23 protein-coding genes and 1 pseudogene are annotated in these 25,041 nt (G+C 69.7%); 16 read left to right on the top strand and 8 right to left on the bottom strand.

Annotated elements, in window-relative coordinates:
* Nucleotides 1–37 precede the first annotated feature (37 nt).
* Genes F9C11_RS01780 through cydC form a run of 4 tightly spaced genes read left to right on the top strand, consistent with a single transcriptional unit; the run spans nucleotide 38 to nucleotide 5,343 of the window.
* The gene (locus F9C11_RS01780) at nucleotides 38–1,198 is read left to right on the top strand and encodes a cytochrome ubiquinol oxidase subunit I (RefSeq protein WP_409183213.1); all 1,161 of its coding nucleotides are present in this window, start codon (nucleotides 38–40) and stop codon (nucleotides 1,196–1,198) included.
* A 3-nt stretch (nucleotides 1,199–1,201) separates the two neighbouring features.
* On the top strand, nucleotides 1,202–2,191 hold the full coding sequence (locus F9C11_RS01785) for a cytochrome d ubiquinol oxidase subunit II (RefSeq protein WP_409183214.1): 990 nt from the start codon (nucleotides 1,202–1,204) through the stop codon (nucleotides 2,189–2,191).
* Between the two features lie 12 nt (nucleotides 2,192–2,203).
* Nucleotides 2,204–3,703, top strand: a complete 1,500-nt coding sequence (gene cydD, locus F9C11_RS01790) for a thiol reductant ABC exporter subunit CydD (RefSeq protein ID WP_409183215.1) — start codon at nucleotides 2,204–2,206, stop codon at nucleotides 3,701–3,703.
* Nucleotides 3,700–5,343, top strand: coding sequence for a thiol reductant ABC exporter subunit CydC (gene cydC / locus F9C11_RS01795; protein ID WP_409183216.1), 1,644 nt, complete (start codon nucleotides 3,700–3,702; stop codon nucleotides 5,341–5,343). The genes cydD and cydC overlap by 4 nt, the downstream gene beginning before the upstream one ends.
* Nucleotides 5,344–5,874: 531 nt before the next feature.
* Here the strand turns inward: cydC and F9C11_RS01800 are convergent.
* Nucleotides 5,875–6,780, bottom strand: a complete 906-nt coding sequence (locus F9C11_RS01800; protein WP_409183217.1) for a glucosyl-3-phosphoglycerate synthase — start codon at nucleotides 6,778–6,780, stop codon at nucleotides 5,875–5,877.
* A gap of 54 nt (nucleotides 6,781–6,834) precedes the next feature.
* Here F9C11_RS01800 and F9C11_RS01805 point away from each other — a divergent pair, with 54 nt between their 5' ends.
* Complete coding sequence (locus tag F9C11_RS01805; RefSeq protein ID WP_409186787.1) at nucleotides 6,835–7,509, top strand: lysophospholipid acyltransferase family protein; 675 nt, start codon at nucleotides 6,835–6,837, stop codon at nucleotides 7,507–7,509.
* 4 nt (nucleotides 7,510–7,513) lie between these two features.
* Here F9C11_RS01805 and F9C11_RS01810 read toward each other — a convergent pair whose 3' ends face one another.
* Both F9C11_RS01810 and F9C11_RS01815 read right to left on the bottom strand, forming a co-directional pair.
* Nucleotides 7,514–8,056 carry a TIGR00730 family Rossman fold protein gene (locus tag F9C11_RS01810; RefSeq protein ID WP_409183218.1) on the bottom strand — a complete coding sequence of 181 codons (543 nt, stop codon included), beginning with the start codon at nucleotides 8,054–8,056 and terminating at the stop codon, nucleotides 7,514–7,516.
* Complete coding sequence (locus F9C11_RS01815; RefSeq protein ID WP_409183219.1) at nucleotides 8,056–8,841, bottom strand: TIGR00730 family Rossman fold protein; 786 nt, start codon at nucleotides 8,839–8,841, stop codon at nucleotides 8,056–8,058. Before F9C11_RS01815 ends, F9C11_RS01810 begins: the two co-directional genes overlap by 1 nt.
* Before the next feature lie 359 nt (nucleotides 8,842–9,200).
* Between F9C11_RS01815 and F9C11_RS01820 the strand changes: the two genes are divergently transcribed.
* Together F9C11_RS01820 and F9C11_RS01825 are read left to right on the top strand one after the other, a co-directional pair.
* Nucleotides 9,201–11,291 carry a M4 family metallopeptidase gene (locus tag F9C11_RS01820; protein WP_409183220.1) on the top strand — a complete coding sequence of 697 codons (2,091 nt, stop codon included), beginning with the start codon at nucleotides 9,201–9,203 and terminating at the stop codon, nucleotides 11,289–11,291.
* A 190-nt stretch (nucleotides 11,292–11,481) separates the two neighbouring features.
* Complete coding sequence (locus F9C11_RS01825; protein WP_409183221.1) at nucleotides 11,482–12,534, top strand: chitinase; 1,053 nt, start codon at nucleotides 11,482–11,484, stop codon at nucleotides 12,532–12,534.
* Between the two features lie 417 nt (nucleotides 12,535–12,951).
* On the opposite strand, the gene dapE is transcribed toward F9C11_RS01825, so the two are convergent.
* Nucleotides 12,952–14,025 (bottom strand): succinyl-diaminopimelate desuccinylase, encoded by a 1,074-nt coding sequence (gene dapE / locus F9C11_RS01830; protein WP_409183222.1) that lies wholly within the window; start codon nucleotides 14,023–14,025, stop codon nucleotides 12,952–12,954.
* A gap of 42 nt (nucleotides 14,026–14,067) precedes the next feature.
* On the opposite strand from dapE, the gene F9C11_RS01835 reads away from it, so the two are divergent.
* The 3 genes from F9C11_RS01835 to F9C11_RS01845 all read left to right on the top strand — a co-directional run bounded on the left by F9C11_RS01835 (nucleotide 14,068) and on the right by F9C11_RS01845 (nucleotide 16,575).
* Nucleotides 14,068–14,508 (top strand): hypothetical protein, encoded by a 441-nt coding sequence (locus F9C11_RS01835; RefSeq protein WP_409183223.1) that lies wholly within the window; start codon nucleotides 14,068–14,070, stop codon nucleotides 14,506–14,508.
* 29 nt (nucleotides 14,509–14,537) lie between these two features.
* Complete coding sequence (dapD, locus tag F9C11_RS01840) at nucleotides 14,538–15,518, top strand: 2,3,4,5-tetrahydropyridine-2,6-dicarboxylate N-succinyltransferase (protein ID WP_409183224.1); 981 nt, start codon at nucleotides 14,538–14,540, stop codon at nucleotides 15,516–15,518.
* A 97-nt stretch (nucleotides 15,519–15,615) separates the two neighbouring features.
* On the top strand, nucleotides 15,616–16,575 hold the full coding sequence (locus F9C11_RS01845; protein WP_409183225.1) for a CHAD domain-containing protein: 960 nt from the start codon (nucleotides 15,616–15,618) through the stop codon (nucleotides 16,573–16,575).
* A 32-nt stretch (nucleotides 16,576–16,607) separates the two neighbouring features.
* Here F9C11_RS01845 and F9C11_RS01850 read toward each other — a convergent pair whose 3' ends face one another.
* Nucleotides 16,608–18,005 (bottom strand): FAD-dependent monooxygenase, encoded by a 1,398-nt coding sequence (locus tag F9C11_RS01850; RefSeq protein WP_409183226.1) that lies wholly within the window; start codon nucleotides 18,003–18,005, stop codon nucleotides 16,608–16,610.
* 87 nt (nucleotides 18,006–18,092) lie between these two features.
* Here F9C11_RS01850 and F9C11_RS01855 point away from each other — a divergent pair, with 87 nt between their 5' ends.
* Both F9C11_RS01855 and F9C11_RS01860 read left to right on the top strand, forming a co-directional pair.
* Nucleotides 18,093–18,713: a TetR/AcrR family transcriptional regulator gene (locus F9C11_RS01855; protein WP_409183227.1), complete on the top strand. Its 621-nt coding sequence runs from the start codon at nucleotides 18,093–18,095 to the stop codon at nucleotides 18,711–18,713.
* A 211-nt stretch (nucleotides 18,714–18,924) separates the two neighbouring features.
* Nucleotides 18,925–19,679 (top strand): annotated as a pseudogene (locus F9C11_RS01860) (transposase).
* Here the strand turns inward: F9C11_RS01860 and dapC are convergent.
* From dapC to F9C11_RS01875, 3 genes are all read right to left on the bottom strand, one after another.
* A complete protein-coding gene (dapC, locus tag F9C11_RS01865; protein ID WP_409183228.1) occupies nucleotides 19,676–20,764 on the bottom strand; it encodes a succinyldiaminopimelate transaminase in 1,089 nt (362 codons plus the stop codon). The pseudogene F9C11_RS01860 and the gene dapC sit on opposite strands and share 4 nt — an antisense overlap.
* Nucleotides 20,761–21,081 carry a ferredoxin gene (gene fdxA / locus F9C11_RS01870; protein WP_009072848.1) on the bottom strand — a complete coding sequence of 107 codons (321 nt, stop codon included), beginning with the start codon at nucleotides 21,079–21,081 and terminating at the stop codon, nucleotides 20,761–20,763. The genes dapC and fdxA overlap by 4 nt, the downstream gene beginning before the upstream one ends.
* A gap of 120 nt (nucleotides 21,082–21,201) precedes the next feature.
* Nucleotides 21,202–21,375, bottom strand: coding sequence for a hypothetical protein (locus tag F9C11_RS01875; RefSeq protein ID WP_409183229.1), 174 nt, complete (start codon nucleotides 21,373–21,375; stop codon nucleotides 21,202–21,204).
* A 46-nt stretch (nucleotides 21,376–21,421) separates the two neighbouring features.
* On the opposite strand from F9C11_RS01875, the gene F9C11_RS01880 reads away from it, so the two are divergent.
* Genes F9C11_RS01880 through F9C11_RS01895 form a run of 4 tightly spaced genes read left to right on the top strand, consistent with a single transcriptional unit; the run spans nucleotide 21,422 to nucleotide 25,038 of the window.
* Nucleotides 21,422–22,171 carry a GNAT family N-acetyltransferase gene (locus F9C11_RS01880; RefSeq protein WP_409183230.1) on the top strand — a complete coding sequence of 250 codons (750 nt, stop codon included), beginning with the start codon at nucleotides 21,422–21,424 and terminating at the stop codon, nucleotides 22,169–22,171.
* Nucleotides 22,168–23,169: a 2-phospho-L-lactate transferase gene (gene cofD / locus F9C11_RS01885; protein WP_409183231.1), complete on the top strand. Its 1,002-nt coding sequence runs from the start codon at nucleotides 22,168–22,170 to the stop codon at nucleotides 23,167–23,169. The genes F9C11_RS01880 and cofD overlap by 4 nt, the downstream gene beginning before the upstream one ends.
* Entirely contained in the window at nucleotides 23,105–24,514 is a 1,410-nt protein-coding gene (locus F9C11_RS01890; RefSeq protein WP_409183232.1) for a coenzyme F420-0:L-glutamate ligase, read from the top strand. Before cofD ends, F9C11_RS01890 begins: the two co-directional genes overlap by 65 nt.
* The gene (locus tag F9C11_RS01895; protein ID WP_409183233.1) at nucleotides 24,511–25,038 is read left to right on the top strand and encodes an NUDIX hydrolase; all 528 of its coding nucleotides are present in this window, start codon (nucleotides 24,511–24,513) and stop codon (nucleotides 25,036–25,038) included. Before F9C11_RS01890 ends, F9C11_RS01895 begins: the two co-directional genes overlap by 4 nt.
* Nucleotides 25,039–25,041 lie beyond the last annotated feature (3 nt).

Below are 25,041 nucleotides of genomic sequence, written 5' to 3' on the forward strand. Positions count from 1 at the left end.
GCTACATGTAGCCTCGCTACCTATAGGCTCCGTCGGCATGGACCCACTGCCGATCGCGAGACTCCAGTTCGCGACCACCACCTCGTTCCACTTCCTGTTTGTGCTGCTCACCCTGGGTTTGGTGACCATGGTGGCGATCCTGCAGACCCGCGCGACACTCCGCGGCGGCGAGCAGCCGCACCGGATGACCGCGTTCTGGGGCCGCCTGTACGTGGTCAACTACGCACTCGGAATCGTCACCGGAATCGTGATGGAATTCCAGTTCGGGATGACCTGGACCGGGCTTTCCGCGTTCGCCGGGGACGTTTTCGGCGCGCCGCTCGCGATCGAGACGCTGGTGGCGTTTTTCCTCGAATCGACGTTCCTCGGAGTGTGGCTCTTCGGCCGGGGCCGGATGAACAAGTGGCTGCACCTGGCGGTGCTGTGGATGGTCACGCTGACCGCGTACGCCTCCGCGCTGTTCATCATGGTCGCCAACTCGTTCCTGCAGAACCCGGTCGGCTCGCGGATGGAGAACGGCGTGCTGCGGCTGGACGGCTTCGGCGCGTTGTTCACCAATCCGGCGCTGGTCGCGGCGCTGCCGCACGTCCTCGGGGCCGCGCTGCTGACCGGCGGGTTCTTCGTGACCGGGGTCAGCGCGTACCACTTTCTCAAGCGCACCAGCGAGATCGACTTCTTCCGCCGGTCGCTGCGGATCGGCGTCGTGACGTCGCTGCTCGGCAGCGTGCTGGTGGTCCAGGCCGGATTCTCGCAGTTCGCCGAGGTCGCCGGGTATCAGCCGGGCAAGTTCACCGGCTCGGTGGCCGTCGGGCTGCCGCTCGGGATGATGATCAACGTCGGCTTTTTCGCGTTCTTCGCGGCGTTGATCGGCACCGTGCTGCTGTACCGCGACCTGCTGCTGCGGGCTCGGCTGGTGCTGTTCCTGATGGTTCCGGGGATCGCACTGCCGTTCCTCGCGGCGATCCTGGGCTGGCTGGTCCGCGAGATCGGCCGTCAGCCGTGGCTGGTGTGGGGCAAGCTGCGCACCGCGGACGCCGTCGCCGACGTCAGCGGCGGGCAGATCCTGTTCTCCTTCATCGCTTTCACGCTGCTGTTCCTCGTGCTGGCGATCGCCGACGGGGTGCTGCTCGCCCGGATCGCGAAACGCGGTCCGGCGGCCGCCGCCGAAACTGAATTTCCTGTCCTGAGTGGAGTGTGACCCGTGGTGACGATCTGGTGGGGTGTGCTCGGTTTGCTGCTGGGCGGTTACTTCGCGTTGGCGGGCTACGACTACGGCGTCGGAATGCTGCTGCCCGCGCTCTCCCGCTCGCGCGACGAGGCCGGGCAACGGCGCGTGCTCGGCGCGGTCGGGCCGTTCTTCCTGGCCAACGAGGTGTGGCTGGTCGCGGCGGTCGGCGTGCTGTTCGGGGCGTTCCCGCATCTGGAAGGGCGGGTGTTCGCCGGGGCTTACGTGCTGGTCGTGCTGTTGCTGCTGGGTTTGGTCACGTTCACCGCGGCGGTGCAGTTGCGGAGCCGGCGTCCCGGGGGCGACCGGCGCGGGTGGACGTTCGCCATTACCGCGGGAGCGCTGGTCACGGCGGTTTCGTGGGGCCTGTTCCTCGGCAATCTCGTGCGCGGGCTGCCGCTGGACGCGCAAGGTCGCCCGCTGGACGACGTGCTGGCGTTGTTCAATCCGTACGCGGTGTTGTGGGGGCTCGGGTTCGTCGCGTTGTTCTGCTTGCAGGGCCTGGCTTTTCTCGCGGTGCGCGGTCCGGCGGAGATTGCCGGACGCGTTCGACGGCTGGCTCGGTCGTTCCTGTTCCCGGTCGGGGTTTTCCTGGTGACAGCGACAGTTTGGGGCGCTCTCTCGGTTTCCGGCGCTTCGTGGGCCGCGTTAGCGGTGGTCGTTCTCGCCTTCGCGGCATACCTAACCGTCCTTTTCGGACTCCGCAGCCCGCGATTGGCCTTGCCCGCGGCCATGCTGCTGAGCGCCTGCCCGGCGTTGCTGGTCGGCGTGCTGCGATTCCCGACCGTGTTGTTCTCCACCACGGGCTACCAGCTGACCGTCGACCAGGCCGCCACCACCCCGGACATGGCCGCGGTGCTCGGCTGGTTCGCCGCGCCCACGCTCCTCGTACTGATCGTCGTGCAGTGGCTGACCTGGCGAGCCCATCGCCGTCCGGTCACCGAGAAGTCGTTGCTGCACTTCTGAAGGAGCCTCGCCATGCCCGCTCTCCCCGGTCTCCGCGGTTACCTCGCGACGCTCGCCCTGCTGGCCGTCGGCACCGCTGTTCTCGTGCTCGTTCAGGCTGACGGGCTGGCGACCCTGCTCACCGGCGGCGGCGTTTCAGTCGCACTGTGCGTCGCGGTCGGTGCGCGGCTTCTGCTCGTCGTCGCGCAGGGCCTGTTCACCAGTCGCTTCGCGGCTTCAGCCCAAGCGGGCTTGCGTTGCCGGTTGCTCGACGCGACCGGCGACCCCGGCGTGACCGCCACCCGAATCACCAAGGGGGTCGACGCCACCGCCACGTATCTCACCGGCTACCTGCCCGCGATGGTGCTGTCCGCGGTAGTGCCCATCGCAGTACTGGCCAGGCTTTTCGCCGCCGACCTGACTTCCGCCTTGATCGTCACCGCGACCGTTCCGCTGATCCCGCTCTTCGGCGCGTTGATCGGCGCGCACACGAAGGCGCGTACACAGTGGACACTGCTGACCCGGCTCGGCGGGCACTTTCTCGACGTCGTCCGCGGCCTGCCAACGCTCAAGCTGTTCGGCCGCGCACAAGCCCAGACCCGCGTCGTGCGCGAGATGGCCGATGCGCACGCCGACGCGACCATCCGGACACTGAAAGTCGCCTTCCTATCCGCCTTGGTGCTGGAACTCGTTGCCACACTGTCGATCGCACTCGTCGCGGTACCGATCGGGTTCCGACTGTTGTCCGGTTCGATGACCGCGCACACCGCGATGCTGATCCTGGTTCTCGCTCCCGAGGCGTACCTGCCGCTGCGCGCCGCCGGAGCGAAGTTCCACGCCGCCGCCGAAGGACTCACCGCGCTGAAAGAGATCCTCAGCGCGCCCACGGCAGTCCGCCGATCCGGCACGCAGACCCGTCGCCTTGGCCCGCCGGAGATCGTTTTCGACCAGGTTTCCGTGTACTACGGCGAAACCCGCGCACTGTCCGAAGTAGACCTGGCTATTCCGCCCGGCGAGCATCTCGCCTTGGTCGGACCGAGCGGTTCCGGCAAGTCCACCCTGCTCGCGGTACTGCTGGGCTTTGTCGAGCCGACCTCCGGCCGGGTCCTGATCGACGGCGTCGACCTGCGCACCCTCGACCACTCGTCGTGGCTGCGCGACACCGCGTGGCTGCCCCAGCGTCCGACGTTGTTCCGCGGCTCCCTGATGGAAAACACCGGCGGCCGCCGGGTCGACGACATCGTCACCGACCTCCCCGACGGTTACGCGACACAGCTCGGCGAACTCGGCGCAGGACTGTCCGCCGGGCAACGGCAACGCGTCGGCCTGGCGCGCGCCTTGTCCCGTACCGAAGCCGGACTGGTCCTGCTGGACGAACCCACCGCCCGCCTCGACGCGCGAACGGAAGCGACCGTGCTGGCCGGTGCCAAGGAACTGCTGCCCGGCCGCACCGCGGTCCTGGTCGCGCACCGACCGGCGTTGGCAGCGCTCGCGACGCGGACGGTCGAACTCAAACACGGGATGACCAGATGAAACTCGCCCGCGCGACCCTGCTCGCCGTCGGTGCCGAACTCGCCGGACTCGGGTTGACCGGCACCGCGGCCTGGCTGCTCCTGCGCGCCGCCGAACAACCCCCGCTCGCCGCGCTTACCCTGGCAATCGTCGCCGTGCGAGTCTTCGCATTGGCGCGCGGCGGGCTCCGTTACGCCGAACGCCTTGCCGGACATGACGTTGTCCTCCGCTACCTCGGCGCTCTCCGGACGCGGGTGTACCAGGCGCTTCTCCCCCGCCGGGTCGCCGAACACTCCGGCGCGGACCTGGTCACCCGTCTGGTGTCCGATGTGGACGCTGTACAGGACGCTATCCTCCGGCTCGCGCTACCAGCCATCGTGGCAGCCACCGTCGGTCTCGCCGTGGTCATTTTCGCCGCGCTGGTAAGCCTTCCGCTCGCCGGGATCGTCCTCATTGGACTGCTCGCGACGAGCCTCCTGTGCATTCCGCGCGGCAAAGCACCCGAGCCGCGGCAGGAACTCGCTGAACGCACCGTAGAACTCGTCCTCGGCCGCGACGAACTGATCGCCTACGGCTGGGAAGACCGGGAAAAAGCCCGCGCCACCACGGTCATCCGCAAACTGGCCGCGGACTCCCGCCGCGCCGGCGCCCGCCTCGCCCTGACCACCGCTGCCGGAATCGCCGTGCAATTCGCTACCACCGCCGCGGTCGCGCTGCTCAGCCCGGCGAGCCTCCCGGTCACCGCTGCCCTCACCCTGACCACGATGGCGCTGTTCGAGCTGGTCCTGCCGCTGCTCACCGCCGCCGAACGGATCCCCGAAATCCGGGCTTCGCTGCGCCGGGTACGCGCCGTTCTCGCCGCACCAAAACCAGCCCCAGAACCGATCGCCGGCCCAGGACATTTCCGGCTGACCGACGTCCGCGTCCAGCATCCCGGCCGCCGCGCCGCACTCGACGGCATCGATCTCGACCTGCCGCCCGGCACCCGCCTAGGCGTCCTCGGCCCGTCCGGCGCCGGAAAAACGACCCTGCTGCACGTCCTGCTCGGCTTCGTCTCCCCCACGTCCGGCTCGATCACCGTCGACGGCCGTCCCGTGGCCGGACCACACCCCGCCGTGATCTCCGGAGCCCTCGCCGACGCACATGTCTTCGCCACGACCGTCCGCGAAAACCTGCTGCTGGCCAGGCCGGAAGCCACCGACGACGACCTGCGCGCAGCCTGCGAAACCGCGGGCTTCGACCTCCCGCTCGACCGGGACACCGGCCAAGACGGCGACGCCCTCTCCGGCGGGCAACGGCAACGGCTGCTCCTCGCCCGCGCCGTGCTCGCCGCACCGCCGGTCCTGGTCCTCGACGAACCAGTGGAAGGCCTCGACCCAGCGCACGGCGACGAGGTCTTGGCGAGGGTTCTCGCTCAGGCGAGGGGAACTGTCGTGCTGGTAACGCACCGGCCGGAGCACGTCGCCGGGTTCGACCAGGTACTCGTCTTGGAGGACGGGCGTCGCGCGCTCACCGCTCCCGGACCAGCCGGATCGGCTCGTCCAGCGGATCAAGGTGGAAGAGGTCGTTGGCGTCGACATGCGGCTGCGGATCCGGCGAACCCCGGAAAAGCGCGACCACCACAGCGGTCAGCCGCACCCGCCCGCCGCCGAGATGCGTGACCCCCTTCGGCGCGTCGAGCCCGGCCAGCCACTCGGCCTGCGCCGGATCCATCGTCGCGGTGTAACTCCCGGTCCGGCCGGAGCGGACTTCGCGGTCGGCCAGGACATCGCCCCAGCGCGCGAGCGTGAGGATCTCGTCGATCGCCAAGCGGAGTTCGTCGCTTCCCCCGTACTCCAACGGCTGGTATCCGGCCCGGCGGGCGATCCCGCCGCTCCAGTAGCTGGAATCGTCGCCGGGCACGCTGCGGTAGAACGTCTGCCACGCGGGGCGGCGGCGCTCAGGATGCGGAGCCAGTTCGGCCCAGCCGATCGCGCAGCCCTCCCGCGTGCCGTCGTCGGCGAAGACCCGCACGGTATTCCGGTCCGGTTGCCGGAGCACCAGGCCGCGCAGTTTCACCCGGTTCACGGTCCCGGCGTCCAGCTGGTTGTCGGCCACGTCCATCGCCCCCGCGCGTCGAATCGGATCGGTCCCCGAAGGTAGCGCGCGCCGATGACTTCTCGATGAAACCCGGCTGGTGTCCTCTGTGGACACTACGGCTGCCGGGCGGCCAGCACCTCCCGCATCGGCGGCCGGTCCAGCACCGGCACCTCCGTCACGTCCGGCACCCACTCGCCGGACACCTGCACGAACTGGGTGAACCGCGCCGCCTCCGCGCTCGGCATCCCGCAGCGGGCCAGCGCGGTGCCGAGGATCTGCCGGGCCATCACGCCGAGCTGCAGCAACGAGCGGTTGCGGTGTTTGCGCACCCCGAGGTTGACCTGCGCCAATCCGTCCAGCCCGTAGCGCTCCTCGGCGTCGAGCAGCAGCCCGATCTCCACGCCGTACCCGCCGGCGAACGGCACCGACTCGAGGAACTCGCGCGTGCCCGCGTACTCGCCGCCCAGCGGCTGCACCAGCTCGCCCAGCGCCGGGCGCAGCGCGGACAGCACCGGGCGCGCCAGCAGCTCCGTCACCCGGCCGCCGCCGGTGCTCTCCAGCCGCAGCGGGCGGCGGTAGAAGCCCTTGACCAGGTGCACGCCGTCCTCGGTGAGGAGCGGGCCGAGCAGCGACGGCACGAACGCCGGGTCCGGGTCGACCAGATCGGAGTCGAGGAACACCACCACGTCGCCGGTCGTCGCGGCGAGCGAGCGCCACAGCACCTCGCCCTTGCCCGGACGCGGGGGCAGCTCCGGGACGACGTCCTCGCGGCGCACCACCCGCGCCCCGGCGGCCGCAGCGACCTCGGCCGTCGCGTCCGTGGAGCCGGAATCGACCACCACCAGCTCGTCGACGACCCCGCCGAGCAGCGGGCGCACCGACGCGACCACCGCGGCGACCGTCTCCTCCTCGTCCAGCGCCGGCAGCACGACCGACACCGTCCGGCCGCGTTTGGCGGCGAGGATGTCCGCGGCGCTCCACCCGGGCTCCTGCCAGGTGCGACGGTGAAACCAGCTCATGGAGGCGATCGTGCCATGCTGGAGCAGGTGCCCGATCCTCCGGAGGGAGAACCCTTGCTGCCGCTGCTCGTCCGTTTCGTGCTCGGACCGCTGGTCCGCGCGCTCTACCGGCCTCAGGTCGAGGGTGTGGAGAACATCCCCGAAGACGGCCCGGTGCTGCTCGCCTCCAACCACCGGGCGGCGCTGGACACGGGTGTGATCACGTTCACCACCCCGCGGCAGGTCCGGTTCCTCGGCAAGGCCGAGTACTTCACCGGCAAGGGCCTCAAGGGCCGGTTCATCGCGAAGTCGCTCGACGCGCTCGGCTACGTCCCGGTCGAACGCGGCAACGCACAGGCCGGGCTCGCCGCGCTCGAGGCGGGCCGCAAGGTGCTCACCGACGGCGGCGTGTTCGCGATCTACCCCGAGGGCACCCGCTCGCTCGACGGACGGCTGCACCGCGGGCACACCGGCGTCGCGGCGCTCGCGCTGTCCACCGGCGCGAAGGTGGTCCCGGTCGCGTTGTTCGGCACCGAGGGCATCCAGCCCAACGGCGCGAAAATCCCGCGGCTCGCCAAGATCAAGGTCCGGTTCGGCGAACCGCTGGACTTCTCGCGGTACGAGGGCCAGGACTCGTCCTCGGCCATCCGCCGGTCGGTGACCGACGAAATCATGTACGCCATTCTCGAACTGTCCGGGCAGGAATACGTCGACACCTACCACAAACGACCGGACGAAAAAGCGTCGTGAACCGCTATCCGGCCGAACGGGCCATGAGGTCGATCAGCTTCTCGGCGTCCGAGGCGACACTGATCAGCTGCCGGGTTTCCGGGCGCAGGAAGCCCTTTTCCAGCATCTGATCGGCGAACTCCACCAGCGGCGAGTAATACCCGGCCACGTCGAGCAGCCCGATCGGCTTGCGGTGGATCCCGAGCTGCGCCCACGTCCACACCTCGAACAATTCCTCGAGGGTGCCGACCCCGCCGGGCAACGCGACGAACGCGTCCGACAGCGCGGCCATTTTCGCTTTGCGCTGGTGCATGTCGGGGACCACGTGCAATTCGGTGAGACCGCCGTGCGCGATTTCCACGTCCGACAGCACTTCCGGGATCACGCCGAACACTTCGCCGCCCGCGGCGAGCGCCGCGTCGGCCACCACGCCCATGGTGCCGACGCTCGCGCCGCCGTAGACGAGGCCGATTCCCCGTTGCGCCAGCAGTTTTCCGACGCCGGCCGCCGCCTCGGCGTACTCCGGCGAGAAGCCCCGCGCCGAACCGCAGAACACACAGATCCGCATCAGTGCGTGTCCTCCCAAGCCTGATAAGACTCCTGCACGACGCGCACCGCGTCGTCGATGTCGTCGGTCAAGTGCAGCAGGTCGAGATCCTTTTCGCCGATTTTCCCGCCGCCGAGCACGGATTTCGCGATCCAGTCGTACAGCCCGCCCCAGTATTCGGTGCCGAACAGCACGACCGGGAACTTCGTCACCTTCTTGGTCTGGACCAGCGTGAGCGCCTCGAACAGTTCGTCGAGCGTGCCGAATCCGCCGGGAAGGCAGATGAACGCCTGCGAGTACTTGACGAACATGGTCTTGCGCGCGAAGAAATACCGGAAGTTCACGCCGAGGTCGACCCACGGGTTCAGGCCCTGTTCGAACGGCAGCTCGATGCCCAGCCCGACGGAGAACCCGCCGGCCTCGTTCGCGCCGCGGTTCACCGCTTCCATCGCGCCCGGACCGCCGCCGGTCATCACCGCGAAGCCGGCGTCGGCGAGCGCGGCGCCGATCTTGCGGCCCAGTTCATACTCCGGGTTGTCGCGTTTCGTGCGTGCCGAACCGAACACGGTCACCGCGCGCGGAACCTCGGCGAGCGCGCCGAACCCCTCGACGAACTCGGCCTGGATCCGCAGCACGCGCCACGGGTCGGTGTGCACCCAGTCGCTCGGGCCCCGCGAGTCGAGCAGCCGCTGGTCGGTCGTGCTGCCCTGGTCGCGCCGATCGCGCCGGAGCACCACCGGGCCCTTGTGCCGCTCCACCGGACGTTCGGGGTACTGGCCGTCGGGAAACTCAGACTGTTGGCTCACCAGCCAAGCCTACGGGCCGTTCGGCCGAGGCGGGCGCCCGCGTCGGCACCAGAGCGTGACGGCTCGGTTGCCCGCGGCTGAACGCGGGAAAGCGGACCACCAGCGGGTTCCGGTCCTCCTACCAATGGCCGGTTGTCGGCAACTACCTACGAAAGTCGCCCGGACCGTCCCAAACCGGCGTTTTCCCTGCTACGAGGCCACTTGCGGGGAATAGTCCTGATCGCCCCCGGGGTCCCGCTGGTCCGTTCAGCGCATTGACCGCCCCCGTGAGCGCTTTTTTACTCACGGTGTCCGCGGCCTGATCAGCCCAGCTCAACGCGTTGCGCTTTTCCCCATCGTGTACCCCGAAAGGACTGTCGATGACGTCCAGAAGAGGGCTCGCCACCGGCATCGCAAGTGTCGCCGGTCTCGCCCTTTCCCTGCTCGCGCTGCCGGTGACCCCGGCATCCGCGGCCCCCGCCCAACCTTCCGCAGACCCGCAGGCCACCGCGATCGCGGCCGCCGACCGGGCTGCCGCCGCAGGCGCCGTCGGGCTCCGCAAGAGCTCGGCCGAAAGCCTGCACCGCGTCAGCACCACCCTGGGCGACGCCGGGCTGTATTACAACTCCTACGAGCGCACCTACGACGGCCTCCGGGTCGTCGGCGGGGATGCGGTGATCGTCGCCGACGGAACGGGCCGCGTGCGCGGCACCGACTCCGCCGAGAGCGCGGCCATCACCGTGGGCACCAAGCCCACTGTCGACGCGGCGCGCGCGGCTTCGGTCGCCCGCGGCCAGCTGCCGACCGTGAGCGCGGTGAGCAAGCCTGATCTGGTCGTTCTCGGCGGCGCACAGCCGAAACTGGCCTACGAGGTCGTCGTCAAGGGCCGTACCGCGAAGGCGCCGAGCAACCTGCACGTCTTCGTCGACGCCGCCACCGGCAAGGTCCTCGACCAGCGCGACGACGTGAAGGCCGAAAGCCCGGCCAAGTCGGCCGCGAACGCCGCCGCCCCCGCCGTGGCGGGCAACGGCAACAGCTACTACGTCGGCCAGGTCAGCATCGACACCACCGGTTCCGGCAGTTCCTACTCGATGCGCGACCCGAACCGGTCGGGCATCAGCTGCGGCCGCGAGAACGGCTCGGTGTTCACGAAGTCCAGCAACAACTGGGGCAACGGCAGCGGCACCGACCTCGAAACCGGGTGCGTCGACACGCTGTACAGCGTGCAGACCGAGTGGAACATGCTGAAGGACTGGCTGGGCCGCAACGGCATCGACGGCAACGGCCGCGGGTTCCCCGCCTCGGTCGGGCTGAACGACGTCAACGCGTACTGGGACGGCTCGTCCACGCACTTCGGCCACTCGCAGGACAACCAGCGCCAGGCGACGTCGATGGACGTGGTGGGCCACGAGTTCGGCCACGGCATCTTCCAGAACACGCCGGGCGGCGCGGGTTCGGGCAACGAGAACGGCGGGCTCAACGAGTCCACCGGCGACATTTTCGGCGCGCTGACCGAGTTCTACGCGAACAACCCGGTCGACAAGCCGGACTTCACCGTCGGCGAGGGCGTCAACCTGGTCGGCCAGGGCCCGATCCGCTACATGTACAACCCGGGCCAGATCGGCGACCCGAACTGCTACTCGTCGTCCATCCCGAACACCGAGGTGCACGCCGCCGCGGGCCCGCAGAACCACTGGTTCTACCTGCTCGCCGAGGGCAGCTCGCCGTCGGACGGCCAGCCGTCGAGCCCGACCTGCAACAACAGCAGCGTCACCGGCGTCGGCATCCAGAAGGCGGGCAAGATCTTCTACAACGGCCTGCTGCACAAGACGTCGTCCTGGAACCACAAGGCGGCCCGCAAGGCCACCCTGCAGGCGGCGGTCGACCTGTTCCCGGGCAGCTGCACCGAGTTCAACGCCACCAAGGCGGCGTGGGACGCGGTTTCGGTCGGCGCGGTCTCCGGCGAGGCCACCTGCTCGGGCGAACCGCCCAAGGACAACGACTTCTCCGTCGCGCTGTCGCCGACGAGCGCGACCGTCCAGCCCGGACAGTCGGCCACGTCCACGGTGACCACCAAGATCACCAACGGCGCGGCGCAGCAGGTGAAGCTGACCGCGAGCGGCCTGCCCTCGGGCGCGACCGCGACGTTCAACCCGGCGACCATCCAGTCCGGAGCCACCGCGACCGTCACGATCGCCACGACGGCCAGCACGCCGAAGGGCACCAGCAAGATCACGATCACCGCGACCGGCGCGAACGCCACCCACACGTCGGACTTCACGCTGACCGTGGGCAGCGGCAACCCGCCGGGCTGCGGCGGCATCGCGGCGTGGGACGCGAACACGTTCTACGGCCCCGGCGACGTGGTCTCGTACAACAACCACAAGTGGACCTCGACGTGGTACTCCGTCGGCGCTGAGCCGGGCGCACCCGGTTCCTGGGCCGTCTGGACCGACAACGGGGCCTGCTGACGCAGCAACCGCGGGATAGCTGTTCTCTGAACCAGCCGGGCACGGCGCCTCGTGCCCGGCTGGTCCGCGTTTCGCGCACTTGTCCAGACCAACAGCCCGAAATTTGTCTAGACCATACGATCGGGGGTAGGCAGCCCCCGGCCCGCCGCTTACCGTTGCGGCAACACCGTTACCGGGGACGGGAGCCGTGATGAACGGACGGAAATCGCGCTGGTTCTGGACCGCCGCGGCGGCCCTGCTCGCACTGCCGCTGACGGGAATCGCGCCCGCCTCAGCGGCGCCGAACTCGGACACCTGCGCGGTAAAACCGAGACCATCCGGCCCGGTGCTGCAGGGCTACTGGGAAAACTGGGACGGAGCCGCGAACGGCGTCCACCCCGGCATGGGCTGGGTGCCGATCAACGACCCCAGCATCGCCGCACACGGGTACAACGTCATCAACGCCGCCTTCCCGGTGATCCTCTCCGACGGCACCGTGCAGTGGGAAGACGGCATGGACTCGACGGTGAAGGTCTCCACCCCCGCGGAAATGTGCGCGGCCAAAGACGCCGGAGCCACCATCCTGATGTCCATCGGCGGCGCGGCAGCAGGCATTGATTTGTCTTCCAGCTCGGTCGCCGACAAGTTCGTGAGCACCATCGTGCCGATCCTGAAGAAGTACAATTTCGACGGAATCGACATCGACATCGAAACGGGCTTGTCGAGCAGCGGCGACATCAATTCGCTGTCCGCCTCGCAAGCAAACCTGGAACGCATCATCGACGGCGTACTCTCGCAAATGCCGTCCGGCTTCGGCCTGACCATGGCCCCAGAAACAGCATACGTAACCGGCGGCTCGGTAACCTATGGATCAATCTGGGGCGCATACCTGCCGATCATCAAGAAGTACGCGGACAACGGCCAGCTGTGGTGGCTGAACATGCAGTACTACAACGGCTCGATGTACGGCTGCTCCGGAGACAGCTACGAAGCGGGAACCGTGCAAGGCTTCACCGTGCAGACGCAGTGCCTGGACAAGGGCCTCACCGTACAAGGCACTACGATCCGCGTCCCGGTGGACAAACAGGTCCCCGGCCTCCCCGCCCAGCCAGGCGCAGGCGGCGGCTACATGGACCCAGGCCTGGTCTCGCAGGCCTACCAAAGCGTCCCAGGCCTCAAGGGCTTGATGGACTGGTCCATCAACTGGGACGGCTCCCGAGGCTGGACCTTCGGCGACAACGTGAAATCGCTGCAAGGCCGCTAAAAAGCTGCTGTGGGCCGGGGTGCTGCGTACGTCGCCGCCCCGGCCTCAGCCCAACACTCGCACGGCCGCCAGGAGACCCCCGGCGGCCCTTCGCCGTGAGGGAACCCTCACCTGATTCCCTCACGCCCCAAACCGCCGCCGATGCACAAACACATCGAGGCACCCAGCCCTAAAACCGCACCACTGCACCCAACAAGCGAGCCACCCAAGCCCTAAAACCGCAGCCTCTGCACCCAAACAGCGAGGCACCCAGCCCCTCCCCCGCACCCCGATACGAAGCCTCCCTGCGGTCGGTGGGTGCTTGTCAAGGCATCTTTCCCGCCTTGACAAGCACCCACCGACCGTCAGCACAATCGGGCTTCGGGGTGCCCCACGCAACCACTAACCGGCAATGTCGCCGCCAGGCGACGAGCCGCCTCACCCCAAAAACGCCCTCAACACAGACGCAACCCCCCGAATCTCCCCAACCCGAACATTCTCCCCTTGCGTATGCGCCAAAGCAGGATCCCCCGGCCCGAAATTCACCGCAGGCATCCCCAACGCCGCGAACCGAGCCACATCCGTCCACCCCAACTTAGCCGCAGCGGACCCCCCAGCCGCAGCCACCAACTCCGCCGCGGCAGGCGCGGACAACCCGGGCAACGCCCCCGGCGACATATCCACCAAGGTCACGTCAAATCCGGTAAACACCTCCCGCACGTGAGCCTCCGCCTGCTCCGCACTGCGATCCGGCGCGAACCGATGATTAACCGTCAACACCGCCGCATCGGGAACGACATTCCCAGCCACCCCACCGGCGATACCAGTAGCCTGCAGCCCTTCCCGATAAGTAAGCCCGTCAATCTCCACTACCCGAGGCGAATACGCGGCCAACCGCGCCAACGGCTCCGCAAGGGCGTGAATCGCATTGACCCCCATCCAAGCCCGAGCAGTATGCGCCCGAGCCCCAGCCGTACGAACCTCGACCCGCAAGGTCCCCTGGCACCCAGCCTCGATCACCCCGTTGGACGGCTCCCCCACGATCGCGAGATCCCCGGCCAGCCACTCGGGCAACTCCCGCTCGATCCGCCCAAGCCCGTTCCGAACCGCCTCGACCTCTTCATTGTCATAAAAAACAAACGTCACATCGTGCCGAGGCTCCGGCAAGGTAGCGGCGAGATGCAAAAACACCGCGTCCCCGCCCTTCATGTCCACCGACCCCAGCCCGTGCAACACCTCGTCGTCCCCAGCCCCAGTACGACGAGAAGGCAGATTGGCATTCTCCGGCACGGTATCCAAATGCCCAGCGAGAATCACCCGCGACGGACGCCCCAAATTGGTCCGCGCCAGAACCGCGTCCCCATTCCGCACCACCTCCAAATGCGGAGCCTGCTCCACCAACGCCGCCTGCACGAGGTCAGCCAGCCGCCCCTCCTCCCCGGAGACGCTGAACACATCCACAAGGGCAGCAGTGAGGTCGGCCGGATCGGCGCGCAGGTCAAGGGAGGTCATACCGGCACCGTACCCAGCCGGCGCGGGGGCTACCGTGAGGACGTGCGCACGCGAAGCTCCCTGGTCGCTCTCGGCGTCCTCGCCCTCGTCCTCACCGGCTGCAGCAACGAGGCCGGGCCCAAGGCCCGTCCCGGAGCCGGCGATCCGGGTCCGGACGCCCTGCCGATCAAGCTCGACGCACTGTCGGCCGACGCCTGCTTCACCGGGCCGCAGACGCAGCTGCCCAAGGGCTGTGAGAAATACGTCACCGAGGTCGGCAACACCGCCGGTTCGGTGCACAAGCTGGCGAAAGCGGGCAAGACGGTCAACGAGCCGCTCGACCGCGACGCGACCGCGATCGACCAGGCGGTCGGCGCGTTCCGCCAGGCGGGCTGCACCACCGTGCCGGCCCCGGGCGGGGCGTGCACGCAGGCGCTCGTCTCCATCTCGGCCGCGCTGACCGAGGTCAAGCAGAAGGTGAACCAGCTGGCCACCACGGGTTGATCCGGCCCGCTTCGGCTACCGTGACCGGCGTGAGCGAGCAGACCCCTGACCCCGAAACGACCGGCGCCGTCGGCGTCGGGCTGGCCACCGTCACGTCCGACGGAACCGTGCTGGACACCTGGTACCCGCATCCCAAGCTGGTCGAAGCAGGCGCCAGCGGCACCGAACGGCTGACCGCGGAGCAGACCGCCGAGCTGCTCGGCGAGTCCGCGGCCGCGCTGCTCGGCCCGGACACCGACCGCGGTGTCGAGGTCGTCGCGGTGCGCGTCACGATCGGCAGCCTGGCCACCGCGCCCGCCGACGCCCACGACGTCTACCTGCGCCTGCACCTGCTGTCGCACCGGCTGGTCCAGCCGCGCGGGCAGAGCCTCGACGGCATCTTCGGCCTGCTGGCCAACGTCGTGTGGACGAACCACGGCCCGTGCCCGGTCGAGGGCTTCGAGCAGACCCGGCTGCGGCTGCGGTCGCGCGGCGCGGTCACCGTGTACGGCGTGGACAAGTTCCCGCGGATGGTCGACTACGTCGTTCCGGCCGGGGTCCGCATCGCCGACGCGGACCGCGTGCGGCTCGGCGCGCACCTCGCGTCCGGCACCACGGTGATGCACGAGGGCTTCGTGAACTACAACGCGGGCACGCTCGGCGCTTCGATGGTCGAGGGCCGCATCTCGGCCGGCGTGGTGGTCGGCGACGGCAGCGACGTCGGCGGCGGCGCGTCGATCATGGGCACGCTGTCCGGCGGCGGCACCGAGGTGATCTCGATCGGCGAACGCTGCCTGATCGGCGCGAACGGCGGCGCGGGCATCTCCCTCGGCGACGATTCGGTGATCGAGGCCGGGCTGTACGTCACCGCGGGCACCAAGGTCGAGGTCGACGGCAAGACGGTGAAGGCACGCGAGCTGTCCGGCATCTCCGGCGCGGTCTTCCGGCGCAACTCGGCGACCGGCGCGGTCGAGGTCGTGCCGCGCGGCGGTGTCGGCATCCAGCTGAACGAGGCACTGCACGCCAACTGAACCAGCCCTCGAGAGGGTGCGCCTCCCCCTGCGGAAGCGCACCCTCTCGCTGTTTCGGCGGTCTCTGTCGAAACGTCGTTCACCTACCATTGACCAGGTGACTTCCGAAGCGACCAGCCGCCGCCGAACTCCGGAACCGACGACGCCGGCCGCTCTCGGGCTCCCCGCCGAACCGGTGCAGGCGGGGCCCGGGGCCCCGGCGGCCGCGCACGTCCGCGCCAAACTCGATCACGAACTGCGCGAACTGCTGGCCCGCGAACCGGGCGCCCGGGCCGGGGCCGATCCGGAGGAACTGCACCAGATGCGCGTTGCGCAGCGGCGGATGCGGAGCGTGCTGAAATCGACCAGCGCGCTGGTCGGACCCACCGCCGAACCGGTGCGCGCCGACCTCGGCTGGCTGGGCCAGGTGCTCGGCGAGGTCCGCGACTACGACGTGCTGATCGGCCACCTGCGCGAGGTGATCGCCGAGTTCGACGTCCGCGACCAGCCCGCCGGCCGACGGCTGGTGTCCCGCTTCGTCTCCGAACGCGCCACCGCCCGCCGCCGGCTGAACCGGGCGCTGTCGAGCCCCCGGTACGCGACCCTGCTGCAGAGCATCGCCCAGCTGTCCCGCACCGCCGAGCACGAGATCGACGAGACGCCGTCCGAGAAGCCCGGGTTGACCGCCGACGTGCGCAAGCCGTACCGCAAACTCGCCCGCGCGGTCGCCGCCCTTCCCCCGAATCCCCCGGACGACGACCTGCACGCGCTGCGCATCCACGGCAAGAAACTCCGCTACACCGCCGAATTGGCCCGGTCCGCGGCGAAGAAGAAGCAGGCCGCGAAGCTGGCCGAGCTGATCAAGGCGACCCGCAAATTCCAGACCGTGCTGGGCGAGCACCAGGACGCGGTCTTCGCCGCGGAGAAGGTACGCGGCGTGCTGGCCAACGCGGACGCCGAGATCGGCTTCGTCGCGGGCCGGATCGTCGAGCACGAACTCGCCAAACGCGCCCGCGCCCGCGCCACCTGGCTCGACGTATGGCACCGCATCGAAGCCGCCGAGCACGCGGTCTTGTGAGTGTTCATCCCGGTTCTAACCGGGATGAACACTCACGACACTGACCACACGTACCCGTCCGGTCGCACCAGCACCCGCTTCCCCAGCGCACCCGCATACGCGGCATACGCGTGCCCGCCCGCGTCCACGAACTCCCCCGTGGCCCCCTTCGGCAGAATTCGATACGCCGGATGCTCCGTCCCGAGCGGCCCGTCGCCGAAGACCAGTTCTGTCGCATGTGGACCCTGGAACAGTTCGAACAGCCGCACGTTCTTGCCGTTCGCGTCCACGAGCGGCGCGTCCGGGGCCCGATCGCCCGGCTGCAACGCCCCCGTGCCGGCCGGGGACAGCGGTCCGCCCCGGTAAGTCAGATCGAGCTGCAGCGTCTCCGGACCGCGTTCGTGCGCGTCCTCGGCGCCCTCCTTGTACTTCTCCAGCAACGCACTGCTCACCCCGAGCACCCGCGCCGCGACCGCGCGCCGTTCCGCCTCGTAGCTGTCGAGCAGCTCCGGCGATCCGTCGGCGAGCTTCCAGCCGAGGTTGTACGCGTCCTGCACGCCGGTGTTCAGCCCCTGTCCGCCGGTCGGCGGGTGGACGTGCGCGGCGTCCCCGGCGAGGAACACCCGGCCCTGCCGGAAGGCCGCGGCCAGCCGGATATTCGGCCGCCACACCGTGGACCACGCCAGGTCGAGCAGCCGGACCCCGCCGCCGGACACCCGGTCCAGGTGCTCCTGCAACGCGCTCAGCGAGGTTCCCGCGTCGCCGTCTCCGAGCGGGGAGGCGAACTGGAAGTACGGCGTGCCCGGAAGCGGCGTGAACGCGACCCCGGACATCGGCTCGTCCGCCTTCGCGAACCAGTACCCCGAGGCAGGGTCGAGCCCCTCCGCCGAGACGTCGCCCAGCAGCATCCGGATCGACTCGTCAGTGGTCCCCTCGAACGCGATCCCCAGCGCCTTGCGCACGAAGCTCTTCCCGCCGTCCGCGCCGACCAGGTAGTCCACGCGCACCGTCTCTCCCGTCGACAGCTCCGCGGTGACCCCCTCCTCGTCCTGGGCGAACCCGGTCAGCGCGGTGTTCAGCTCCACCCGCACGCCGAACTCGGCCAGCCGGTCCCGGAGGATCCCCTCGGTCTGCGACTGGCCGAGGACCCAGGCGTTCGGATACGGCACCGCGGGGGTCGGCTCGACCGGCTCGGCCATCCGCCGCGCCATGGTGAACTCCCCGTCCAGGTACACCCGCATCGGAAACGGCGGCGCACCCGCGGCGAGCACCGCGTCCAGCACCCCCAGATCCTCGAACACCTCCAGCGTGCGCGGCTGCAGCCCGTCGCCGCGCGAGCCGATGAAGTACTCCTCCGCCTTGTCCACCACGCGCACGCCGACCCCGCGCCGCGCCAGCTCGATCGCCAGCGTGAGCCCGGTCGGGCCCGCTCCCGCCACCAGCACCGTCATGTCCTCGCCTCTTGTCAGTGAATTAGAATTCAGTGAATCTGGATTCAGAGTGCCCGCTGATAGCGTTCGCGTCAAGGGAGGTGCGGGATGACTGCGACGAGCCGCCGGGACAAAGCCGCCGAAACGGAAACGGCGCTGAAGGAAGCGGCCAAGCGCGTGTTCGCGGCCAAGGGCTACCTGAACACGAAGATCACCGACATCACCAAGGAAGCCGGGCGCGCCGCGGGGTCGTTCTACAACCACTTCGCGAGCAAGGAGGAACTGCTGGTCGCGCTGCTGGCCGACCTGTCCGCGGCCAGCGACGAGCAGGCCACGCGCGACGACCACCTGTCCGACTTCAGCGACCCGGCCGCGGTCCGCTGGCACGTGCGGCAGTACTGGAACTTCTACCGCGCGAACGCGCCCACCATGGTCGCGCTGCACCAGGCGGCGATGGTGAACGAGGACTTCGCCGCCACCTACGCGAACTTCGGCGTCAGCGAGGCCGTGGACGTCGAACGCCACCTCGAATACGTCACCGCGGCCGGTTACCGGCTCCCGGCGAGCCCCCAGCTCAGCATCGCGATGATGTACCAGCTGATCCACAACTTCGCGCAGATGTGGCTGATGAGCCCGCCGCCCGCGGGCTGGACCCCGCCGTCGGACGAGGAAGCGGTGGAGGCGCTGACGCGGTTCGTCTACCGCGGTTTCACCGGCCGCGACTACTGAGGCCGGACCGGCGGGATGCCGAGGTCGGGGAGAGGCGCACGCGTCGCGGGGGAGAGCCGCCGCGGAGAACCCCAGGCGAGGCGAGCGCGCGCTGGAGGGCTGGGCTCCCGCGAAGTGCATGCGGGGGCCCTGGGGCGAATCAGTTTCCCGCAGAGGGTGTTGTGAAACTTGATGATCGGCTCGGTGTGTCGATGGTGGTAGCCGGTTCGGTGTGGTGGTCGATGCGCAGTGGGCGGTGCTCGAGCCGCTGCTGCCGAGGGCTCATCCGGGTCTGGCGGGCGGCCGCGGGTGCATTCGCGTCGGCTGGTGATCGACACGATCAGTGATGTGCTGGCCAGCGGGTGCGCGTGGCGGATGGCACCGCGTGATCTCGCGCTGTGGACCACGGCGTACCGGGTGTTCGCGGCCTGGACCGCGGACGGCATCTGGCAGCGGATCCACGACGTGCTGCGCGACGCGGTCCGCGTGCGCGACGAGCGGGACCCGCAGCCCTCGGCGGCGGTGCAGGACCGGCCCGGAGACCGCCGCATCCTGGGCGGGATCCGGGCACGGTTTCCGCTGCCCGGCCTGGTGTGGGTGGACGGCGGCTGCGTCAACTCGAAAGACGCCACGCTCGTGGCCTGGGCTCGAGAGAACGAGAACGTCGAGATCGTGGCGGTGCCGCACAACGCCGATCTGGCAGGCTTCCAGGTGCTGCCCCGACGGTGGGTGGTGGAACGAACCGTCAGCTGGCTGACGAGGCGGGAGACGCTTGACCCGCGATTACGAACGCAAGACAGCGCACGCCGAGGCCATGATCCAGTTCGCGAAGATCCGGCTGATGGCCGCTCGCCTCGCCGACGAACACATCGAACCCCACGGCCCATCGAAACCGAAGCAGCCCGCCGCCCAGCAGAAGCAACAACTAACCACCCAGGTTCCGCAACACCCTCCCAGGGTTCTCCGCACGGACTGCGCAGGCGCTAGCCCTGCGCCAACCGCTCCGCGGCGGCCTCGATGCGCTCGTCCGTGGACGTCAGCGCGACCCGCACGTGCTCCTTGCCCGCGGGACCGTAGAAGGTGCCCGGCGCGACCAGGATCCCGCGCTCGGCGAGCCATTCCACCGTGGCCTGCGCGGATTCCCCTCGGGTGGCCCAGAGATACAGCCCCGCCTCGGAATGCGTGATTTCAAACCCGTTGTCCTGCAACGCCTTCCGCAGCACCACGCGCCGCGCGCGGTAGCGTTCGCGTTGCTCGGCAAGGGCTTCGTCGTCGGTCAGCGCGGCCACCATCGCCTGCTGCACCGGACGCGGCACGATCATGCCGGCGTGCTTGCGCACCTCCAGCAGGGTCTTCACCAGTTTCCGGTCGCCGGTCACGAAACCGGCGCGATAGCTCGCGAGATTCGCCGACTTGGACAGCGAATGCACCGCGAGCAGGCCGTCCGTCTGTCCACCGTGGACGGACGGATGCAGCACCGACAGCGGTTCCGCCTCCCAGCCGAGCGAGAGGTAGCACTCGTCGGACACCACGACGGCGCCGCGCTCGCGCGCCCATTCGACCACCTTGCGCAGGTGGTCGACGCCGAGCACGCGGCCGGTCGGGTTCGACGGCGAGTTGAGCCAGATCATCGCCGGGCGGCGCGGGCCGAGCTGGGTCAGCCCGTCCGCGCGCACCACCTCGGCTCCCGCGAGCAGCGCGCCGACCTCGTACGTCGGATACGCCAGCTCCGGGATGACCACCACGTCGCCCGGTCCGAAGCCGAGCAGCCGCGGCAGCCAGGCCACGGCCTCCTTCGAACCGATCGTCGGCAGCACCGCGTCCGGTTCGACCCCGGTGATCCCGTACCGCCGCCGCACCGCCGTGACGGCCGCTTCGCGCAGCTCAGGCGTGCCGTGCGTGGCCGGGTAGCCGGGGATCTCCGACACCGACGCGAGCGCGGCGCGGATCGAGTCCGGCACCGGGTCGACGGGCGTGCCGACGGACAGGTCGACGATGCCCCCGGGATGCGCCTGCGCGCGGGCCTTGACCTCGGCGAGCGAATCCCAGGGGAAGTCGGGCAGCCGGGTCATTCGCCCTGCGGGGGCAGAGCCTTGATGAACCCCGGGTCGTGCGCGGTCTTGCCGACCTTGGAGGCACCGCCGGGCGAGCCCAGCTCGTTGAAGAAGTCGACGTTCGCCTTGGTGTAGTCGGACCAGTTGTCCGGGACGTCGTCCTCGTAGTAGATGGCCTCGACCGGGCAGACCGGCTCGCAGGCGCCGCAGTCGACGCACTCGTCCGGGTGGATGTACAACATCCGCTCGCCCTCGTAGATGCAGTCCACGGGGCACTCGTCGATACACGCCTTGTCGAGCACGTCGACGCAGGGCTCGGCGATCACGTAGGTCACTGCGTACTCCTGGCTTCTCCTGCTGGGCCGGTCGGTGCGGACATTACGCGCTTCCCTGGCCCCCGGTGGTGGTTAGGCGACCCTTATCCCACCCCTGGAAACGGGGCGGATCCGCGCCGCTCAGCGGTCCCGGCGACGCGGTTTCGGCGCGTTCCGGGCATCGCCGGTAATCGTGAAGGCGGGTCCGGCGGGCCTGCCGTCCTCGCGTTTCTCCTCGAGAGTCCGCTTGAACCCGTCGGCGATCTCGTCGACAAGCTCATCGTTGTGCCGGTCGTCCTTGCGCGCGTAGCTCATGGGTTCTCCTGCGGAACGGGACAGCTCTCTCCGTCACAATCTAACCGTGAACACCCGGGAAAAGCTCGAAATCGTGTGCGCGAAAGCGTGGCCGGCGGTGGTCGAGGAGCCGCTCGGGGAATGGACTTTGCGCTGGGCGGACGGCTTCACCGGGCGCGCGAACAGCGCACTCGCCGTCGGCGACCCCGGCCGCCCGGTCCGGAAAGCGCTCGAGGCCGTGTGTGACTTCGCCCACGCCCGCGGCATTCCGCCCGCGGTTCAGGTGCTGGAGGACAGCGAACTGGAGCGCGAGGTGGCCGCGGCGGGCTGGCGCGAGCAGGTCGAGCACGCCGCCGGATACCGGGTTTCGGTACTGACCGGTCCGCTGCCGTCCGGGCCTTCGCGCGGCGCCGAGGTGCTCGACCAGGCGACGCCGGAATGGTGGGAACTGGCCGAGAACACCACTGAGCCGAGTCCCGCCCAGCGGCACGTCGTGACCACCGGAAAGGTCGGCTACGGCGTCGTGACAGCCGACGGGACGACCGCGGGGGTGGTGCGCGGCGCGATCGTGGACGGCTGGCTGCACGTCGCCCGCCTCGCGGTCGCACCGGCGTTTCGCCGCCGGGGTCTGGCCACCACGGTGCTGCACGCGCTCGCCGACTGGGGCCGCGCGCACGGCGCCGATAAGTGGGTCCTGCAAGTGGCGGTGGGCAACACCGGCGCGCTGGCGTTGTATTCCGCGCTGGGCTGTTCGGAGCACCACAGGTACCGGTACTGGGGCCCGGCGCCGCGGACGTGCGAGGATCGCCAGTCGTGAAGATCGTCGTACTGGTTGGCGGGGTGGGCGGCGCCCGCTTCCTGCTCGGGGTCAAGACCGCGCTCGGACTGCCCGCGATCGGCTCGGAAGGGTCGGCCGAGTCTCCGCACGAGATCACCGCGCTGGTGAACACCGGCGACGACGTGTGGATGCACGGCCTGCGCATCTGCCCGGATCTCGACACCTGCATGTACACCCTCGGCGGCGGCATCGACACCGAACGCGGCTGGGGACACGCGGGCGAGACCTGGACGGTCAAGGAGGAACTCGCCGCCTACGGCGCGGAGCCGACCTGGTTCGGGCTCGGCGACAAGGACATCGCGACGCACCTGATCCGGTCGCGGATGCTGCGCGCGGGTTATCCGCTGTCCCAGGTCACCGAGGCGCTGTGCGACCGCTGGCAGCCCGGCGTGCGGCTGCTGCCGATGACGGACGACCGGGTCGAGACCCACGTCGTGATCGACGATCCGGAGAACCCGGAGCAGCGCAAGGCCGTGCACTTCCAGGAGTGGTGGGTGCGCTACCGGGCAGGCGTGCCCGCGCATTCGATCGTCGCGGTCGGCAACGACGAGGCCAAGCCCGGTCCGGGCGTGCTCGAAGCGCTGGCCGAGGCGGACGTCGTGCTGTTCGCGCCGTCGAACCCGGTCGTGTCGGTCGGCACGACGCTCGGGGTGCCCGGGGTGCGCGACGCGCTGCGGAAGTCCCGCGCGAAGGTCGTCGGGGTGTCGCCGATCATCGGCGGGAAAGCGTTGCGCGGCATGGCCGACGCGTGCCTCACCGCGATCGGCGTGGAAACCTCGGCGGAGGCGGTCGGCCGCCATTACGGCGCGCGTTCGGAAGGCGGCGTGCTCGACGGCTGGCTCGTCGCGCCAGAGGATCACGAGGTCACGGTGCCCGGCGTGGACGTGCGCGCGGTGCCGCTGCTGATGTCCGATGTGGACGCGACGGCGGACATGGTCCGCGCGGCGCTCGACGTGGCTGGAGTTTCTAGTGTCTGATTCGGCGCGGCCTGATCACGCTTCCCAGAAGATCGAGATCCTGCCGGTCCCCGGACTGCCGGAGTTCCGTCCCGGGGACGACCTGACCGGTGCGATCGTGGCCGCCGCGCCGTGGCTGCGTTCCGGCGACGTGGTCGTGGTGACCAGCAAGGCGTTTTCGAAGATCGAGGGCCGGCTGGTGCGCGTGCCGAGCGATCCCGAGGCCCGGGACGCGGCGCGGCGCAAGCTGGTCGAGGAAGAATCGGTGCGGGTGGTCGCCCGGATCGCGCGCACGATGATCACCGAGAACCAGCTGGGCATCGTCCAGGCGGCGGCCGGGATCGACGCGTCGAACGTGCGCGGCGACGAGGTGGCGCTGCTGCCCGCGGACCCGGACGCGTCCGCTTTGGCACTGCGCAACGGTTTGCGGGAACGGCTGGGCGTCGAGGTGGCCGTGGTCGTCACCGACACCATGGGTCGGGCCTGGCGAGTCGGCCAAACCGACGCCGCGATCGGCGCGTCCGGACTGCGCGTGCTGCACGGGTACGCCGGACAGGTCGATTCGCAGGGAAACGAGCTGGCGGTCACGGAAATCGCGATCGCGGACGAGATCGCCGCCGCGGCGGATCTGGTCAAGGGCAAGCTCGGCGGGCTGCCGGTGGCGGTCGTGCGCGGACTGCGGATCCACGACGACGGCTCCACCGCGCGCGACCTGATCCGCCCGATCGAAACCGACCTCTTTCGCTTGGGCACCAATGAAGCCCTCGCGCAGGGCCGCCGGGAAGCCGTGCCGCACCGGCGTTCCGTCCGGCAGTTCAGCGACGAGCCGGTGGATCCGGAAGCGATGCGCCGCGCGGTCGCGTCCGCGCTCACCGCGCCCGCGCCGCACCACACGCACCCGGTGCGGTTCCTCTGGCTGCGCGACGAAGGCCTGCGCCGCAAACTCCTCGACGCGATGCGCGCGTCCTGGGAAGCCGACCTGACCAGCGACGGCTTCACCCCGGAGCAAATCGCGAAACGCCTGTCCCGCGGCGACATTCTCTATCGCGCGCCGGAACTGGTGATCCCGTTCCTGGTGCCCGAAGGCGCGCACACCTATCGTGACGACCGGCGAAACCGGCACGAGCGCACCATGTTCACCGTCGCCGCCGGTGCCGCCGTGCAGGGCCTGCTGGTCGCGCTGGCCGCCGAGGACCTCGGCTCGTGCTGGATCGGCTCGACCATTTTCGCCGCCGACCTCGTCCGGTCCACTTTGGACTTGGACGACCAGTGGCATCCGCTCGGCGCGGTCGCGATCGGGCACGCGGCCGAACCCGCTCCCCCACGCGGACCGCTGACCACCGGCGATTGGCTGATCGAACGATGACCCTGCACGAATCCGCCGTCGCCGAGCTGAGCGGCTGGAAGCCGGCGGAACCGGCGCAAGAGTCGCTGCGGCAAGCATTTCTCGGCTTTCTCGCTTCGCGGCCGGACACCTGCCAGCGCTCCTGCGAAGCCGGGCACCTGACCGCGTCCGCGGTGGTCCTCGACTCGACCGGCACGCAGGTCCTGCTGACCCTGCACCCGCGCGTCGGCCGCTGGCTGCAGCTCGGCGGGCACTGCGAACCGTCCGACGCGTCGCTGGCCGAAGCGGCGCTGCGCGAGGCGACCGAGGAGTCCGGCATGAGCGGCCTGGTCATCGGCGAAACGCCGGTGCACCTGGACGTGCACCCGATCACCTGCTCCCTCGGCGTCCCGACCAGGCATTTCGACGTCCGATACGTCGTGCACGCACCGCCCGGCGCGGAACCGGTGCGCAGCGAGGAGTCCGACGACCTGCGCTGGTGGCCGGTGGACGCGCTGCCCGCGGGTTCGGAAGATCTGGCCGAACTGCTCGCGGCGGCCCGTTAACCT

Origin of the sequence: Amycolatopsis sp. VS8301801F10, from assembly GCF_046195355.1 — a bacterium.
Classification (GTDB): Bacteria; Actinomycetota; Actinomycetes; order Mycobacteriales; family Pseudonocardiaceae; genus Amycolatopsis.